The organism is Bacillus cereus, assembly GCF_002567495.1.
In the GTDB taxonomy this organism is placed as follows: Bacteria; Bacillota; Bacilli; order Bacillales; family Bacillaceae_G; genus Bacillus_A; species Bacillus_A cereus_AQ.
Window position 1 is genome coordinate 40,922 of record NZ_NVAP01000043.1, and the last position, 17,573, is coordinate 58,494.

The window sequence follows — 17,573 nt, forward strand, 5'->3', positions numbered from 1 at the left end:
TATACAATTATTTATTTTTATTATTATTAATTTTTTCAGTGTATAGAACTTGCTCTTTATAGTGCTTCTTAATTGGAAAGTTATGTGTACCTGTCCCGTTCTTGAATTTTTTATCAATGGGGTTCTTTAGAGGAACTGTTGTAGTTTCAGTAAATTCATATGGGTAATTTATTTTAGATTTATCTTCAAACATGAAAATGCCTCCTTTTAGGATCTCCTAAATTCTTTACTATAACATGATATGCATATAGATTTTTTTTGGACTAGTTATTTATATAGGTTAATGGAATTTAATTACATAACAACTGAAACATTTTAAAGGAAAACAATTTGAGAAGAAATGGTAAGAATAGCTGTTAGCTCCTATTGTTGTTTTTTTGTTTGACAGCACAGTGAATTATGCATATAAATTCAATATAGATTGTTTTTATAATATGGTTTATATGGGGTTTTCCTGATAATATAATGTGGGATATTATAGTGTTATTAGGTTATTAGGAACATTTAATGCTGTTTCATAACTGAAAGGAAATTGAAAAAAAACTGAAACTTTTCTCATAAAAATTCAATCTAACTTGAAAAATGAAAGGAAAATGAAATTTTCCAAAAGATATTCTTTGTTAAGATAAAAAGCATACATACAAAAAGTATTGACATATCTTAAAAATGTATTTTCAAGATATAGTGGGGGAAAAGATGAGATTAGAAAAACAATTAATAAAAAAGGTGTATTATGAAACATTCCTAATGGAGAATGAAACAAAACCAACTCTTGACGTACTTGGACAAGCTTATGTAAACGAAGAAAAAAATGAGATTTCTGATGGGTCTTATATCCGTTTTGCACAAGGTGAATTTTATTATCGTCATCAAGATTTTGAAGCAGCTATTTTTAAATGGGAGAAGGTTAGTAATGAATTAGCACCATGGGCACAAAAAAATATTGCGGATGCTTATTTCGAACTTAATCAATTATCATTTGCTGAAAATATTTATACTTCCATTACTACTGATAATAAAATATTGATGACCGAAATTAGATTACAATTACTTTCTCTTTACATTGAGCAAAATAATTTTGACTCAGCTTTCGGTGTTATTAAAGAAGCAGTTTCTTTAAATCCTGATTATCCGAATGTCACAAAAATTGCCCGTTCCTTTTATGAGGAACAGCAAGATTTTGATAGTGCAGTAGAGCTTGCTGTGGATGAGTTAATTCGAATAGAATCGTATCCATGGTTTGAGGTGTTAAAAGGATATATCGATAAAGGGTTTACTAAACATATTTCACCAGACTATTTTTATGATGCATTAGCTACATTAAATAATGTAGATCAAGTACAATTTACACAAATGGTTTCATCACTTTGGAACAGTTATAAAGATGAACAAAATTATTTATTATGGCTTAATACAATAAATGAATCTTTCTTACATATTGAAATACATTCGTCCGATATATGGAACAAAGTTTCTGCTCTTTACGAAGAAACGTACTTTGCATTAATTCAAGGTCAATATACGCTTAGACAATTAAACGATATCATACCAAATCTGTTAGCAAATTGGTTAAAGGTAGTCAATCCATCTTATGCTGTATTTCCATCTGCAGCTGTATTGGCATGGGATGAGATTTTCCCTTCTAAAATAGATTCAGCAAATATAAAACATGCGGAAAATTTGTTGTTATATTCTATTAATCATGTGAATGGCTTAGAGTATAGTTTGCACCTTTTTGAATCTATTACACAATGGGCACAAAAGCACAATATAGAAATAGGTCACCGATTTAAATGGCTAGTTGACGAGCTCGCAGATTTAAGAACAAATCGTATTTTAGTAACGGGAACTTCAGGAAACGGAAAAACTACATTTATTAACTCTATATTAGGAGAAAATATATTAGAAAAATCAATTTCAAATGTAGTAGTTTTAAAAAATGATGCTCATATAGAAATAAACGCTATAACAGATTCAGTAATTACAACAACGGAAGATGTCTCTGATTACCATAATATGATGTCTCAGCACCATCAAACATATAGAGATAGAGCATGTGTTGAATTTAAATTACCATGCAGATTTTTAAATGAAAATAAACTTACATTTGTAGTGACACCTGGCTTTAATAGGAATAACGACACTAGAGATGAGATATTCGAATATTTAAATTCTGTAGACGAATTACTGTTCGTATTGAATGCGGATTCACCTTTTACTGATAAAGAACGTGACATTCTATTAAGTATTCAAGAACATACGCCAAATTTACAAATTCATTTCTTATTAAATAAAATCGATAACATTTACAGTGAAGCAGAAGTAAAAAGGGTATTACATGATACGGCAGCGAGAATAAACACATATTTCCCACATGCGAGAATTTTCCCTTATTCTTCGTTATATACAAGTAGTCAACAATTAACTGATTTAACTGAGTTTATTCATTTTAACTTTAATCATAAACATATCGATGCAGAACGTACTGAAAAGTTATTATATTTCATTCGAAAAACAATTACATATCTTTTGGATAAACGTGTTGAGAAAGAAAACAATCTAGTGGATGCTATTAATTGGAATGAAGATATGCTAGTGAAACTAAACGGTAGCATTAATAACCTTACTGCATTTGAGAGGGAAAAAATTCATTTCATTACACAATCATATCGTTCAATGAAGACTGAAATTACAAATGATCTTACTGAAAATATCCCGAAGATATTAAAGAGTTGTTCTAATATAATTAGTGAAGAAAGTGATTTCGGGCACATGGATACGGAACTAAATAAAGCAATGAATGAAAGAGTGCATAAATATTTAGAACAAACTGTACTACCTAATCTTGCTCTTTCTATGCAAAATTGGATTGCAACTTCTAATAATGAGCTTCTTCAAAGCCAAACGTATTTAGAAGAACTTAGTGAAGGGCTTAATTCACTATTTGGAGAAAATAGAATACAGTTAGAATGTGACTTTAAAGTGCTTGATGACTGGCGCAGAGATACTGACAGGATGACGACTAGAATACAAATGGATGAAGTAAATATTTTACGTCGATTTACGCCAGCACAATTTTTACTGAAAAGTGCCGGTAAATTATTTGGAGTTCTTCCTAAAAATAAATCTATGCTATATAACAAATACAAACAGTATGTAGAAAATGAAGATTATACTGAGGTAACGGCTTCTATTATGAAGAAATTTTTCTTGCAATTTGAGCTGTTTGAAAACACACAAGAGCGAGATATTAATATATTCTTTAGGAATCCATTTAACTCCTTAAAGCAAGCTGTAGAAAACACGCATTTAGAAATACAAGAAAAACAAGAGATATTACATAAGATGAAATCAAATCCTGAAATCTATCATGATTCTATCATGCTCTTTGAATTGAGATTGCGTCAATGTGAAGTAATTTTAAATATAGGTGATGATAATACCTATACGGATGTAGCTTTAGAAACAAGCGTAGAATAAAAGTAAAAGGGAGCAACTGTTATAAGTTGCTCCCTTTTTCATATATAGATTATTTTTCTGTTTCTTTAATTTTAGTTTGTACTTCGCCAGTTTTAATTTTATTGCTTTCTGAGAAGCGTAATAAATCGCCTTCAATAATTTTGTCAGACATTCGTAATTCATTTTGTGCACGTTTAATGAGGGCTTGAGCTTCTTTTTTTGGTAAATCTACAATTTCACCTGTTATACGGTCGTAGAAAGTGTTGTTTTTGTATGCATACTTATCTGTAATAAAGCTACCATCACGTAAAACAACAAATCCGGTATATTCATCTGAAAACATATCATGGCCAAAACGAATATCGTTCGTAGTATCAATCCCAAGTAAATTTAGAATAGTAGGTTTCATATCGATTTGTCCTGTAGGCTTTGAAATCGTTTGACCTTCTGTTTGGCCAGGCATATGAATATATAAAGGTGTGCGTTGTAAATTTAAAGTATCAAATTCTGTTATTTGATCTTTTTCTAAAAACTGTGCCATTGCACGATTATGTTTTTCAGAAATGCCATAATGATCACCATACAATACAATAATAGAATCATCATACATTCCTTCGGCTTTTAAACGCTCAATAAATTTTTTGATGGATTCGTCTAAGTAACGTGCTGTTACGATATAACGATCAAATACGCCATTACCAGAGTTATATGGTTCAATGAATTTTGTATCTTCATCATACGTAAATGGATAATGGTTCGTTAGCGTAAGGAAACGAGCGTAAAATGGTTGATCAACAGTTTTTAATATATCTACAGATTGATCAAAGTATTCGATATCTTTTAATCCCCAATTTAAATTTGTTTCGGGCGTAATTTTGTAATCAAGTTCATTATAGTAACGATCATAACCAAGAGCAGAGTACATAATGTTACGATTCCAAAATGTTGCGTTATTCGCATGGAATACAGAAGTGAAATAACCTTGCTGACGTAAAATTTCTGGCGTCGCAGTATAATCATTGTTACCGTGTGTGAAAAATACAGCTCCTCGATTTAATGGATACAACGACGTATCAATTAGAAATTCAGAATCGGACGTTTTTCCTTGCCCAGTTTGGTGGAAAAAGTTATCGAAGTAATAGCTTTCATTTATGAATTGATTCAAGAATGGTGTAACTTCTTGACCGTTAACTGATGCGCCTATTAAGAAGGTTTGCAGGGATTCAAGAGTGACGACAATTACATTTTTTCCTTTCGCTGCACCAAACATATTAGGGTTTGGCTCGCTTTGGTTTGCTTTTACGTAGTTTTCAGTTTCTTGTAATTTACTACTATCAGCAAGCGCTTTTTGTGAACCGGCTTTTACTTGCAGTGTTAAGTCATATACTTGGTGAGTATATAGGCCTAAATTTTTGACAAGCATGACTCGGTCGAATGATCTCGTTAATAATTCAGGGCGCTCTTTTTCTGCAAGATGTAGATTCGCAAAGAATACACCAATTGTTAAAAGAAAGTATAACAAGCGTGTAGAATGAGTTACACGTTCTGTTTTAAAGACCAATGATTTCTTTTTTAATAAAATAAAGAAGAAAACAATGTCTACGAATGCGAGTATAATTTTGTAGTTTAATATTTCTATAATACTGCCGCCTAATTGTCCAAAGTTTGAGGTTTGTCCAAGTACTGGTAATGTAACGAAATCACTATAAAAATCATAGAACATTACATTTCCAACGAGTACGATTGTTAATAAGAAATTAATACATAGCGCTATATAATTTCGCTTTTCACCAGTTGCAAATAATGCTAATCCAACAAATGCTAATGATGCGGCTAGAGGACTAATAAACAAAATAAGCTCTTGCGTTGAAGACTCGATTTTTAAATCAAAACTGAATCGCGTAATAAGATATGTTTTTAACCATACTGCTAAAGCCATTATTATAACAAAGCTTATATTTTGCATTTGTAAATTTATTTTATTCTTCATTTTTACACCTTCTTTATACAATTTATTTAACTGGAGTTATATATTATGTTTTTATAACTATTAGAGTGTAATGAACCATTTCGACTCTGTTTTCTAAAGGGAATAATTTGAAGTATTCATATACATACAATGGGGATTTTTAAAGCGTAGTAGCATAAATATAACTCTTTTTGAGAAACGGGCAGAACAAGTCATAGTTGTAGTGAAATTGACTTATAGACATCCTACCATATTAAACACTATGATGATGTTACAAAATATCGAACAAATGAAAGTGAAAATGGATAGAGACTTTTAAAACTGTTGACATTCAATTTATTAGAATTGAATGCCAATCGTTTTAAATATACAGTTATATTACATATGTATCTTGTAAAATCTCGACTTTTTGTCGGTTAATTATTAGCCGGGAAGGATAGGGGACTTATTAATATACTTTTACTATATATAAGTAAAGTATTTTGAAATTGAAAATATTTGACTGACATCTTAATAATAGAAATTAAATGTCAGATAAGTACTTTCCAACATACAGACCACTTGCAGCTGCTTGAGATAATGAATGCGTAACGCCTGAACAATCTCCAATTAAAAATAGCCCATGTATACTAGTTTCGAAATGATTATTAATTTTTATCGTAGGAGCATAGAACTTTCCATCCATTCCATATAATAAAGTATGTTGATCGATAGGCTCTTGTATAAATTGTTCTAAACATAATAAAAATTTTTTGAGCCCTTCAATATATAATTGAGGAATTTCTTGATTCAAATCTCCATAATCCCCTTGTAGGGTAGGCTGTATACGATTATGTTCCATGCTGTTTTCCGCCGTAGGTTGTTTCTTTAGTAAGTCCTCTAAGCGCTGTATAACAATCCGGTCTCGTCCTTGGTTAATACCTTTAATAATTGAACTTGCATACAGATTTGCTTCTTTGAGAGTTGGAAAATAGCAAGGAATAAATAAAGTGAAATTTAAATTAGAAGTGCTAGTTCCTTGCTCTCGAAAATTTTGACCGTCAGGCATAACTAAACCTTCTTCGTACTTTCGAATGATGCGTCCTTTTGGATTCATACAGTAAGTAGTTGCTGTGAAATGCTCACCTTGATAAGAAAGTTTTGTTTCAAAAGTATCTTTTAATATAGAACGTAATTGATGTTCTTTCATTTCTACTCTAATACCTAAATCTACACGAGTTTGTTCCTGGGAAATATTTAATGAAGTGCACATTTCTTTTAACCAATCCGCCCCAGAGCGTCCAGTTGCAAATACTATTTGCTTAGATTGAACTGTTCCTTGATTTGTCTCTATTGTAAAATAATCTTTCTGTTTCAGAATATGTTGTACATCTATATGAAATTGAATATTTATTTTCGTAAGTAAAAATTCATAGAGCTGCTGAAAAATGTTACTGGAAAGTGTAGTACCAAGGTGTCTTACTTCTGTTGTTAGCATTTGTAAACCACACGCTTCAGCTCTCTTAGTGAGACTTGAATTTTCAGTAGAATATTTTGAAACCGAACTTCCACCAAACTGACATAGAATTTCATCTACTTCAGCCATGAGTTGGATAAAGCCCTCTTTACCGACTTTTTGCTCAAGTTCTCCGCCAAATCCGTTTGTATAATTAAATTTCCCTTCAGATTTTCCTAAACCACCAAACCCAAAATATTTATCACATGTAGTACAATTACACACTTTTCCTTCGTCTAAAGGACAATGGCGATCTTCTAGCGCTTTACCTTTATCAAGAATTAAAACTTTTTTGTTACTTTTAGCTAGTGAATAAGCCATAAAAATGCTACTTACTCCAGCGCCGATAATTGTAACATCATACATATTCTTTCACCTGCTAACGGATAGTTTGTTTTTTATTTTTCTAGTGTATAACAATTTTATAAAGTTAAGAAATAGCTTTTATTAATAAAGAGAGAGTTTTTGAACTTTATACTTTTTCAATTTCTTCGAAGGATGGATTAAATACAAACATTTTTATTTGAAAGCAGCTATAGTTTTATTTTGTTATATGCTTAATAAAATATTAGATATAAAAAAGAACAGACCTTTTCAGTAAAGAGGTCTGTTAATCATTTTAACTCTTATTTAGCAAACGCGTGGTTACCAATTACCGCTACTGTTTGACGTGTCGTAATCCATTTGTCTGTTGATGTTTTTGGATTGTAGAAATAAAGCCAATCAGAATGTACTCCGTTTGTGGAGATAGCCTCTTCTACAGCCATTTTTGCTTCAGCACTTGCAGGCTGATTAATTCTTCCATCTGTAACAGGAGTAAAGGCATATCCGTATTTAATAGGTTCATAAATAACGCCTGTTATTGTATTTGGAAAACCTTTTGCATGTACACGATTTAGTATAACTTTCGCTACTGCTACTTTTCCTTTATAGGATTCGCCACCTGATTCAGCGGTAACTAAGCGTGCCATTAAGTCTTTTTCTTTTTCTGAAATGCTTGAGTTGATTTTTAAATGTTGTCCTGTATAAAGCTTGTTTCCGACTGTATTGTTAATTTGTTTTATAGATTGGACGGTGACATTGTAACGCTTTGCTATCGTTTCTAATGAATCTCCCGGTTGTACTTGATAAATAATTTGTCCAGAAATGTTCGCAGATTTGGCGTTTTGACTAACAGTGATTTTATTTGATTTCACGGACTCTGGAATATGTAACTGTTCGCCAATAAAAGTTTGATCGTTTCCTTTATTATTAGCCTGTTTAATGGATTGTATTGAAACGCCGTATTGTTTACTAATGCCCCAAAGTGTATCGTTCTTTTTTACTGTATGAATGGTAGAAGCTTCAGCTGTACTTTGACTACATACAAATGTAATTGCAGCTGCAGATAAAGGGATTATATGTTTTAGTTTTAATAATTTCATTGTAAATCCTCCTAAGAAAAAATTAAGGTGAAACTGTTAAGTAATGTAGTTTGAAATGTATATATGCGTAATATATTAATGTAAGTATATTAGCACATATAAAATAAATAATCACCATAAGTTTCTTATTCATGTAGTGTAGAGTCCGAATATGAAATATTGCATATGAAAATACATTGAAGTTCATATTTCTGATTACTATAATCTATTTAGTAGAAAGGGAATATGTTATAGAAATAAAATCATTATAGATTAATATAATGATTAATAATTATTAATAGGAGGATTGATGTAATGAAAATATTTCAAAAAATGTGTGCGTCAACTGTAATCATTACAACATTTTTAGGAATAGGAGGCACTGTCAATATTGTAAATGCTGATTCTATAAAACAGCAGAGTAAATTAGGGATAGAACAAGAAACAGGTAAGCAAATCATTGTAAAATTTAGAGCGGATTTGAAATTGCCATATGAAGATGGTATTGAAAAACAAATACAATCTCAAACGAACGATAAAGTAATAAAAGATTTTTTGACAGAATATCCAGATGTAACATTTACTCGTTTATTCACATCTGTAAGTCCGGAACAAATACAAAACCTAGAAGTGAAAGCACCTAATAATGTATCTACAAGTTTATCAAACTACTATATTCTTCAAAATCAAAATAGTGGGCATGAAGAAGAACTAGTGGATAAGTTAAAGGCATCTTCTTTAATAGAAGATGTGTATATGAAGAAACAAGAGAAAATAATGCCACCTGAAGTGCAACCATCAAGTGTATCGCTTAATCCTAATAACAATCCTAGATTTAAAAAACAAGGCTATCTTGAAGCAGCTCCATACGGTATTAATGCGCCTTTCGCCTGGGGAGTTCAAGGCGGTAATGGAAATGGTATAACTTTTGTTGATATGGAATACGGTTGGCTATTAAATCATGAGGATTTATTACATCAAAATATTGAGTTAATGTCTGGAAGAAATATAGATCAGCATGTCGGCCATGGGACGTCTGTACTAGGAATTGTATCATCTGAGGATAATGAAGTTGGGAATATCGGGATTGCGCCAAAAGCGAAAGCAAAGGTTATCTCTCAAATAAGAGATAACGGACAGTATAATACAGCTGATGCAATACTAAGTGCTGTAAATCATTTAGAAACTGGAGATGTTTTATTATTAGAGGCACAAGCATCCTTTGATGGATATGGTGATAAATATTTACCTGTTGAAGTACAACCAGATATCTTTGATGCAATTCGTGCTGGTACAGATAAGGGTGTTGTAATTATAGAGGCTGGAGCAAATGGGTGGAATGATTTAGATCAGTTTAAAGATAGAAATGGTAAACAAGTCTTAAATCGTAATAGTAAAGATTTTAAAGATTCAGGTGCAATTATGGTAGGAGCCAGCTCTTCATCTTTTCCTCATGAGCGTATGTGGTTTTCAAATTATGGAAGCCGTATTGATGTATACGGGTGGGGAGAAAATGTAGATACAACTACAGCCGAGCAAAGTCGAAGTGCTGTAAATCTTTATACTTCAAGCTTTAGCGGAACATCTAGCGCTTCACCAATTATTGCTGGGGCAGCAACTTTAGTACAAAGTATTGCTAAAGAACGTTTAGGACAACCATATAGACCTAGTGAACTAAGAGCAATATTAAGCAACCAGAGCACAGGAACAAAATCTAAAGATCCATATGCAGATAAAATTGGTGTTTTACCAGATTTGAAGTCTATACTAGTAAACTTAGGGTATGAACAAAGAGAACCAAACGGTGGGAATGGGGTACAAGTAACAGAAAATGAACCCAATAATGAGCCTAGACAGGCAACTAAAGTTAACTTTCATACACCGATGAAAGGAACACTACATAATAGTGATAGAGTAGATGTATTTACTTTCCAAATTGACTCGCCAGAAAATATTAATATTTCTCTACTAAATGAACAAAATATCGGAATGACATGGGTACTTCATCATGAATCAGATTTAAATAACTATGTAGCATATGGTGAAAATGAAGGAAATGTAGTTAAAGGAACTTATAATGCAAAGCCAGGTAAATATTATTTATACGTCTATAAATTTGAGAATAAAGATGGTTCATATGTATTGAATATAAAATAGGTGTAAGGAACTTCAGATGAAGTTCCTTTAAAATTTTCTAATTCAGTATATGTGAATGATTTTTTAATTTTATTTCTATGCAATATTTCATATTGATGAAATATTATTTATTTTTTATGAACTAGCTTATATTATATTCAATAAGTTTGATATAAAAAACAGAAAAAGAGAGGGATAATAATGAGCAATAAGAAGTTTATTTTGAAATTATTTATATGTAGTACAATATTTATCACATTCGTATTTGCTTTACATGATAAGCAAGTAGTTGCAGCTAGCTCTGCTAATGAGCTTGAAAATTGGTCAAAATGGATGCAACCTATACCTGATAATATTCCGTTAGCACGAATTTCAATTCCAGGAACACACGATAGTGGGACGTTCAAGTTGCAAAATCCGATTAAGCAAGTATGGGGAATGACGCAAGAACATGACTTTCGTTATCAAATGGATCATGGAGCTAGAATTTTTGATATAAGAGGACGTTTAACAGATGATAATACGATAGTACTTCATCATGGGCCATTATATCTTTATGTAACATTGCATGAATTCGTAAACGAAGCGAAACAATTTTTAAAAGATAACCCGAGTGAAACAATTATTATGTCTTTAAAAAAAGAGTATGAGGATATGAAAGGGGCAGAAGGTTCATTTAGTAGTACGTTTGAAAAAAATTATTTTGTTGATCCTATCTTTTTAAAAACAGAAGGAAATATAAAACTTGGAGATGCTCGTGGGAAAATTGTACTACTAAAAAGATATAGTGGCAGTAATGAAACGGGAGGATATAATAATTTTTATTGGCCAGATAATGAGACATTTACCACAACTGTAAATCAAAGTGTAAATGTAACAGTTCAGGATAAATATAAAGTGAGTTATGATGAGAAAGTAAAATCTATTAAAGATACGATAAATGAAACGATTAACAATAGTGAAGATGTTAATCATCTGTACATTAATTTTACAAGTTTGTCTTCTGGTGGTACAGCATGGAATAGTCCATATTACTACGCCTCTTATATAAATCCTGAAATTGCAAACGATATAAAACAAAAGAAACCTACAAGAGTAGGCTGGGTAATGCAAGACTACATAAATGAAAAGTGGTCACCGTTGCTGTATCAAGAAGTTATAAGAGCGAATAAGTCACTTATAAAAGAATAAAGATGATAGAAAGAAGCGATAAAATACGTCGCTTCTTTTTGTTTCCCCAAAACCAACATTAGATATCGTACTTTCATGATAGAAAAAAATAAAAACATACGATATAATTATACATATAAAATTTGTACCTATAAATTTTATATGTAGTAATGAATTTGATTTGTTGTAATGAAATGGAGGTATATACTATGAAGTTTCCACATGATTTTTTATTCGGAGCTGCTTCAGCTTCTTATCAAGTAGAAGGTGCATGGAATGAAGAGGGAAAAGGTATTACGAATTGGGATGAGTTTTCAAAAATTCCTGGGAAAACATATAATGGAACAAATGGTGATGTAGCTGTTGATCATTATCATCGATATAAGGAAGATGTTCGCTTAATGGCTGAGATGGGGTTAGAATCGTATCGTTTTTCTATTTCTTGGGCGAGAATATTGCCGACTGGAGATGGAGAGGTAAATGAAAAAGGAATCGAATTTTATAACAACTTAATTGATGAATGTTTAAAATACGGGATTGTACCGTTTGTCACCTTATATCATTGGGATTTACCATTACCGTTAGAAAAAGATGGTGGATGGACGAATAAAAGAACAGCAGAGGCTTTCGTAAAATATGCAGAAACTTGTTTTAATGCATTTGGTGACAGAGTTAAGCATTGGATTACTTTTAATGAGACAGTAATGTTTTGTGGATTAGGTTATTTAAAAGGTGCACATCCACCAGGAATACAAAATGATGTTCCAAAGTATTTTCAAGCGACTCATTATGTATTTTATGCACATGCGAAAACAGTTGCGGTGTACAAGCAGCTGAAACAATATGGTGAGATTGGGATTACACATGTTTTCTTACCTGCTTATAGTGTGGATGATCAAAAAGAAAATATACGAGCAGCAAATCATGCGAATGAATATGAAACGTATTGGTATTATGATCCAGTGTTAAAAGGTGAGTATCCGTCTTATGTTGTACAACAATTAAAGGAAAAAGGGTGGACTCCTAATTGGACGGTTGAAGAATTAGAAATCATTAAACAAAATGCAGAAGAAAATGATTTTATTGGTTTGAATTATTATCAACCAATACGAGTAGAAAGATACGATATGGATATAAAGAGTGAGGAACATTCTCGAGAAAACTCAACACTTGCTCCAGGTAATCCTTCTTTTGATGGTTTTTATCGAACAGTCAAAATGGATGATAAAACATATACAAAATGGGGATGGGAAATATCTCCCGAAGGCTTCTTAGATGGATTGCATATGTTGAAAGCGCGTTATGGTGACATAAAGATGTATGTAACGGAAAATGGACTTGGTGATGAAGATCCAATCATTGACGGAGAAATTGTAGATGTTCCGAGGATTAAATTCATTGAAGAGCATTTAAAAGTAATGAAGCGTGCAATTGAAGAGGGAATTAATTTAAAAGGTTATTATGCATGGTCAGTGATTGATCTTTTAAGTTGGTTAAATGGATATAAAAAGCAATATGGCTTTATTTTTGTCGATCATAATGATAACTTAAAACGTAAGAAGAAACTTTCGTTTCATTGGTATAAACATGTGATCGAAACGAGAGGAGAAGAGTTATAACAGATAAAAGAGTATTTTAGGAGAAAGTGTATGAGTGCAAAGTATAAACAAATTGCAGATGTGTTAGAGCAAAACATTCGAGACGGGCTTTTTAATGAAACGAAAAAACTACCTACAGAAGAAGCGCTGATGAATCGGTTTGAAGTAAGCCGTAATACGATACGTAAAGTAATTAGTCAGCTTGTGAATAGAGGTTATATTTTTCAAGTACAAGGTAGTGGCATGTTTTTACGCGAAACTTCTGTAACAGATTACATTAATTTAGGAAGTTTACGTGGACTAACGAAAAATCTCGTTTCGCAAAATATTGAAACGAAAGTGTTAGAGCTTGAAGTAATAGATGCGGACGAAGAGATAGCAAAGCGGATGCAATGCGAAGTTGGAACTAGGCTGTATTTTTTGAAGCGTTTAAGAATTGTAGATGCTAAACCATTCTCTATTGAAGTAAGTTATTTCAAAAAGGATATTATTCCATATTTGAATGAAGAAATAGCATTGAGTTCTGTATACAGTTATTTAATTGAAGATTTACGATTAAATATTGGTTTTGCCGATAAAGTTATTAGTTGTGAAAAAGTAAATAAAGAAAATGCACAGCTTTTAGAATTAAATGAAAGTGATCCGGCGCTTCTTATTGAAAATACAGTTTATCTTGTAAATGGAACAATTTTCGAGTTATCTCAATCGATGTTTCATTATGAAAAGACGAAACTTTTAAATCGGATTAATTTCAAGTGAAAATCAATATAAATAATCCAGCGAAAAAGCAATTGGTCCTAAGTGATCAGTTGCTTTTTATTATTAAAGTGGATGAGCAAAAAAACATGAAAGTGGTTGGTCCGTTTTTTGCAAACATCTATTATGATAAGAGAAGAAAGGTAGTATTGTATCAATGTTTTAAAGAGGAAGGTTTTTTGTAAGTTTTTTAATTAAAATAGATGGTTCTTAGAGAGGTGAAAAGACAATGAGTTTTGCAATTTCACTAGTGGTTATTATTGTAATTGTATCGCTATTTGGAACCGTACTAGTTGCGCGAAATGTAGAGGGAAATTACGGCAAGTCTACAAAGAGAAATGTGAAAAACTTATCTGCAATCTATATTCTTCTTCTTTTTGTTCTACTGATGGGGGTAACATGGTATGCGGTAATGGTTTGATAGTTTGTAACAGAACTGAAACGAGAGTATGAAGCTGGAATTTCAGAAGCTATCGAGTAATCGGAAAGAGAACCATTTTGGATATATCCATTTTAGGGTAAGAAAATGTGACTGATTAATACTAATTTTACGGTGAATACTGTTAGTAATAAATGGAGGATCATTCGTTTTGAAAGGAGGGAACTAGATGGAATGGAAACCGAATCGTGCAGATAAGACACCTGTTTATAAACAAATTGCTGATTATATTGAAAGAGGCATTTCTTCAGGTGAATTTCCTTCTGATAGTAAGTTACCTTCTGAGCGTATATTGGCAAAGGAATTACAAGTGAACCGGAGCACCATAGTAGCTGCGTATGAAGAATTAAAATCACTTGGAGTGGTAGAACGGAAAAAAGGAAGCGGAACACGGGTGAATACAGACATATGGGGTGTCTCACATAAACGAATACCGAACTGGGGTAGGTACGTTGAAGATGGATCGTTCTTACCTAACGTACCGCTTGTCCAACAAATTCGAACGGAAACACAAAAAGATGACTTAATTAATTTAGCAAGTGGTGAACTGTCACCAGAATTAATTCCGAGTGATAGATTTCGAACGATTTTGTCAGAGAAAACATTTATGGAAAACCTCGGTTATGACCATCCACTTGGAAATGAGATGTTGAGAAAAACAATTGCAGCACATGTTCAGCAATATAAACAAATTGAAGCAGATTCAAGCTCTATTCTTATTACATCTGGAGCACAACAGGCGCTTAATCTTATCGTTCAATGTTTATTAAAACCTGGCGATGCGATTGCGATTGAAGATCCTTCGTATTGTTTTTCGCTTCCAATGTTTAAATCGGCCGCTTTAAACATATTTCATTTACCTGTTGATGAATATGGAATGAATCCAGATGACTTAATCGATTTGCACAAAAAGCATCGTATTCGTATGGTTTTTTTGAATCCAGATTATCACAATCCAACTGGTACTGTGCTTTCATTAGCGAGACGTAAAAAGGTTTTAGAACTGTCTTCTGAGTTCGGTATACCAATTGTAGAAGATGATCCGTATAGTTTGATTTCTTTTAATGGAGAGATGAACCCGACATTAAAATCAATGGACCAAAATGGAAATGTTCTTTATATAAGTTCATTATCAAAAATTGTTGCATCAGGATTACGTATTGGATGGATAATTGGTCCTACGCGCGTAATAGAGCGTTTAGCAGATGCAAAACAGCAAGTTGATTTTGGCCATAGTGTATTTACACAGTGGGTAGCAAATCAATTTTTAGAATCAGAGGATTTTCATACGCATATTACAATGCTTCGGGGACAATTGAAGAAAAGAAGAGATGAATTAATGAGAAAGCTTGAAGAATTATTAGGGGACCGAGTTGAATTTTTCATTCCGGAGGGCGGAATACATTTGTGGTGCAAAGTGCAAGGAGCATTTGATGAATATCATTTATTAGGTGAATCGATACGAAATGGTGTAGCGTTTGTTCCAGGGAGTGTTCTAGGTTCGAGAAGTGACTATATACGATTTACTTTTGGTAGAGCAAATGGAGAACAAATTCAGATTGGAATTACAAGGTTTGCAGAGACTTTAAATGAGATTTTATCATAAGGATGTGCGACATTGAAATGAGGGAAGGCAATGAAGTATGTAAAGCTTTTACTTCAAGTAGGAATGCTATATGTATTTAGCTTAGCTGGTCTATGGATTCAGAAAGTTTTCGAACTCTCGATGCCAGGAAGTTTAATAGGGATGTTAATTTTGTTCATACTCCTTTCTACTCGTATTTTACCATTAAAGTGGTTTGAGATAGGTGCGGAAAAATTAATAGTATTTTTACCGTTATTTCTCATTCCTTCGACAACGGGATTAATGGAATATGGACATTTTCTTTTAAGTAAGGGGAGTAGTATTTTTCTTTTAGTTGTTGCAAGTACGGTAGTAACATTGATTGTTTCAGGTTATGTAAGTCAATCGCTAGTAACATCTAAAAATAAAATCGACAAGGTGCGTTATTGAAATGCTCTTAATTTTTATTACTGTAATAATATATATATTTGCGACAAAGTTATATAAAAAAATTACGTTTCCATTCACTTTACCAGTGTTAACGGTAACAGCGATTATGATTTGCTTATTCCTTACATTAGGAATTTCGCATCAAGATTATAAGGAAAATGGGGGAGACATTCTTTCAGGATTCTTGAGCCCTGCAATTGTAGCGTTAGCTATCCCTCTATTTAAAGAGCGAAAGATACTTATGAAAAATTTTTTATCGATACTTATCGGTGTAGTGATAGGTATAGTGGCTGTAGCGAGTATGAATGTAGTGATTGGTGGAATTTTAAATATAGATAAGGAACTTATATTAACTACTCTACCACAATTAGCAACGATGCCTATTGCTCTTTCATTAGCGGATCAAATTGGAGGTATTCCATCTATGACTTCTAGTTTTGTAGTTGTTGCAGGAATAACAGGTGCTATTATCGGACCTACAGTACTGAAGTTTTTCCGTATAACAAGTACGATTGGAAAAGGAGTTGGAATGGGCTGTGCATCACATATTATCGGGGTGAGTCGTTTAGTGAAGGAAGGCGAGAAAGAAGCTACAATCGGTTCGGTAACGATGATTGTAACAGGAATACTCATTAGTATATTACTACCATATGGAACGAAAATTATTTTTTAAATGTAATGGAGATGATAAAAATGACAACATGGTTTATGGTTACATTATTTATTTTTGGAGCTATTAAAGTATTAGTTTCTAGTATGCCTACTTCTGTTGTAGAATCAATTATTAGTAAATTTGAATTGCATCAAAAGCTTGAGGAGGAGAATACCTCTATATCGATAGATGGAAAGAATATAGAAGGAGAAATGAAACTACAAGTTCTTCATGAATTTAATGAGGCTTTATTTTTAGATAAACATTATTTCCCGCCACACGGAGAAGGGATACCAATAGTCATTGATACGAAGAAAGGGAATAAAGAGATGAGATTTTCTCTATATAGCTACGAGGAACATGTTGATGTTATTAAGCAATATAAGAAGAAAGTCGTTGCCTATCGTTTACGCTCTAAAAGCCTTCAAACTCTGGCACCATTAGCAGTAACGGAAGAGTATGCTTAAGAAGAGACCTATAAT

The 17,573-nt window shown here is 32.4% G+C and carries 14 protein-coding genes; 10 read left to right on the plus strand and 4 right to left on the minus strand.

Annotated elements, in window-relative coordinates; all coding sequences use genetic code 11:
* Positions 1–7: 7 nt before the first annotated feature.
* Complete coding sequence (locus COK05_RS20545) at positions 8–193, minus strand: hypothetical protein (RefSeq protein ID WP_000461138.1); 186 nt, start codon at positions 191–193, stop codon at positions 8–10.
* Between the two features lie 503 nt (positions 194–696).
* On the opposite strand from COK05_RS20545, the gene COK05_RS20550 reads away from it, so the two are divergent.
* Entirely contained in the window at positions 697–3,480 is a 2,784-nt protein-coding gene (locus tag COK05_RS20550) for a dynamin family protein (protein ID WP_098614023.1), read from the plus strand.
* Positions 3,481–3,529: 49 nt separating this feature from the next.
* Here COK05_RS20550 and COK05_RS20555 read toward each other — a convergent pair whose 3' ends face one another.
* The 3 genes from COK05_RS20555 to COK05_RS20570 form a co-directional block, all read right to left on the minus strand.
* Positions 3,530–5,449: an LTA synthase family protein gene (locus tag COK05_RS20555; protein ID WP_098614024.1), complete on the minus strand. Its 1,920-nt coding sequence runs from the start codon at positions 5,447–5,449 to the stop codon at positions 3,530–3,532.
* A 502-nt stretch (positions 5,450–5,951) separates the two neighbouring features.
* Positions 5,952–7,289, minus strand: a complete 1,338-nt coding sequence (locus tag COK05_RS20565; RefSeq protein WP_098614025.1) for an NAD(P)/FAD-dependent oxidoreductase — start codon at positions 7,287–7,289, stop codon at positions 5,952–5,954.
* Positions 7,290–7,549: 260 nt separating this feature from the next.
* Positions 7,550–8,347 (minus strand): cell wall hydrolase, encoded by a 798-nt coding sequence (locus tag COK05_RS20570; RefSeq protein ID WP_098614026.1) that lies wholly within the window; start codon positions 8,345–8,347, stop codon positions 7,550–7,552.
* Positions 8,348–8,641: 294 nt separating this feature from the next.
* Here COK05_RS20570 and COK05_RS20575 point away from each other — a divergent pair, with 294 nt between their 5' ends.
* The 9 genes from COK05_RS20575 (at position 8,642) to COK05_RS20620 (ending at position 17,558) form a co-directional block, all read left to right on the plus strand.
* Positions 8,642–10,483, plus strand: a complete 1,842-nt coding sequence (locus COK05_RS20575; protein ID WP_098614027.1) for a S8 family peptidase — start codon at positions 8,642–8,644, stop codon at positions 10,481–10,483.
* Between the two features lie 180 nt (positions 10,484–10,663).
* Positions 10,664–11,653 carry a phosphatidylinositol diacylglycerol-lyase gene (gene plcA, locus COK05_RS20580; protein WP_098614028.1) on the plus strand — a complete coding sequence of 330 codons (990 nt, stop codon included), beginning with the start codon at positions 10,664–10,666 and terminating at the stop codon, positions 11,651–11,653.
* A 188-nt stretch (positions 11,654–11,841) separates the two neighbouring features.
* Positions 11,842–13,251 carry a glycoside hydrolase family 1 protein gene (locus COK05_RS20585; RefSeq protein WP_098614029.1) on the plus strand — a complete coding sequence of 470 codons (1,410 nt, stop codon included), beginning with the start codon at positions 11,842–11,844 and terminating at the stop codon, positions 13,249–13,251.
* A 30-nt stretch (positions 13,252–13,281) separates the two neighbouring features.
* On the plus strand, positions 13,282–13,989 hold the full coding sequence (locus COK05_RS20590; protein WP_098614030.1) for a GntR family transcriptional regulator: 708 nt from the start codon (positions 13,282–13,284) through the stop codon (positions 13,987–13,989).
* A gap of 226 nt (positions 13,990–14,215) precedes the next feature.
* Complete coding sequence (locus COK05_RS20600; protein WP_098614032.1) at positions 14,216–14,407, plus strand: hypothetical protein; 192 nt, start codon at positions 14,216–14,218, stop codon at positions 14,405–14,407.
* A 187-nt stretch (positions 14,408–14,594) separates the two neighbouring features.
* Positions 14,595–16,031 carry a MocR-like pyridoxine biosynthesis transcription factor PdxR gene (gene pdxR, locus COK05_RS20605; RefSeq protein WP_098614033.1) on the plus strand — a complete coding sequence of 479 codons (1,437 nt, stop codon included), beginning with the start codon at positions 14,595–14,597 and terminating at the stop codon, positions 16,029–16,031.
* A 30-nt stretch (positions 16,032–16,061) separates the two neighbouring features.
* Entirely contained in the window at positions 16,062–16,439 is a 378-nt protein-coding gene (locus COK05_RS20610) for a CidA/LrgA family holin-like protein (protein WP_098614034.1), read from the plus strand.
* Between the two features lies 1 nt (position 16,440).
* The gene (locus COK05_RS20615; protein ID WP_098614035.1) at positions 16,441–17,112 is read left to right on the plus strand and encodes an LrgB family protein; all 672 of its coding nucleotides are present in this window, start codon (positions 16,441–16,443) and stop codon (positions 17,110–17,112) included.
* A 20-nt stretch (positions 17,113–17,132) separates the two neighbouring features.
* On the plus strand, positions 17,133–17,558 hold the full coding sequence (locus tag COK05_RS20620) for a YfmQ family protein (protein WP_098614036.1): 426 nt from the start codon (positions 17,133–17,135) through the stop codon (positions 17,556–17,558).
* Positions 17,559–17,573: the final 15 nt, after the last annotated feature.

Excerpts from the sequence above, each read along its gene's own strand:
- COK05_RS20570 (WP_098614026.1), bottom strand. The coding sequence starts at position 8,347 with ATGAAATTATTAAAACTAAAACATATAATCCCTTTATCTGCAGCTGCA.
- COK05_RS20550 (WP_098614023.1), top strand. The coding sequence starts at position 697 with ATGAGATTAGAAAAACAATTAATAAAAAAGGTGTATTATGAAACATTC.
- COK05_RS20600 (WP_098614032.1), top strand. The coding sequence starts at position 14,216 with ATGAGTTTTGCAATTTCACTAGTGGTTATTATTGTAATTGTATCGCTA.
- COK05_RS20555 (WP_098614024.1), bottom strand. The coding sequence starts at position 5,449 with ATGAAGAATAAAATAAATTTACAAATGCAAAATATAAGCTTTGTTATA.
- plcA (WP_098614028.1), top strand. The coding sequence starts at position 10,664 with ATGAGCAATAAGAAGTTTATTTTGAAATTATTTATATGTAGTACAATA.
- COK05_RS20585 (WP_098614029.1), top strand. The coding sequence starts at position 11,842 with ATGAAGTTTCCACATGATTTTTTATTCGGAGCTGCTTCAGCTTCTTAT.
- pdxR (WP_098614033.1), top strand. The coding sequence starts at position 14,595 with ATGGAATGGAAACCGAATCGTGCAGATAAGACACCTGTTTATAAACAA.
- COK05_RS20545 (WP_000461138.1), bottom strand. The coding sequence starts at position 193 with ATGTTTGAAGATAAATCTAAAATAAATTACCCATATGAATTTACTGAA.
- COK05_RS20610 (WP_098614034.1), top strand. The coding sequence starts at position 16,062 with ATGAAGTATGTAAAGCTTTTACTTCAAGTAGGAATGCTATATGTATTT.
- COK05_RS20565 (WP_098614025.1), bottom strand. The coding sequence starts at position 7,289 with ATGTATGATGTTACAATTATCGGCGCTGGAGTAAGTAGCATTTTTATG.
- COK05_RS20620 (WP_098614036.1), top strand. The coding sequence starts at position 17,133 with ATGACAACATGGTTTATGGTTACATTATTTATTTTTGGAGCTATTAAA.
- COK05_RS20575 (WP_098614027.1), top strand. The coding sequence starts at position 8,642 with ATGAAAATATTTCAAAAAATGTGTGCGTCAACTGTAATCATTACAACA.
- COK05_RS20590 (WP_098614030.1), top strand. The coding sequence starts at position 13,282 with ATGAGTGCAAAGTATAAACAAATTGCAGATGTGTTAGAGCAAAACATT.
- COK05_RS20615 (WP_098614035.1), top strand. The coding sequence starts at position 16,441 with ATGCTCTTAATTTTTATTACTGTAATAATATATATATTTGCGACAAAG.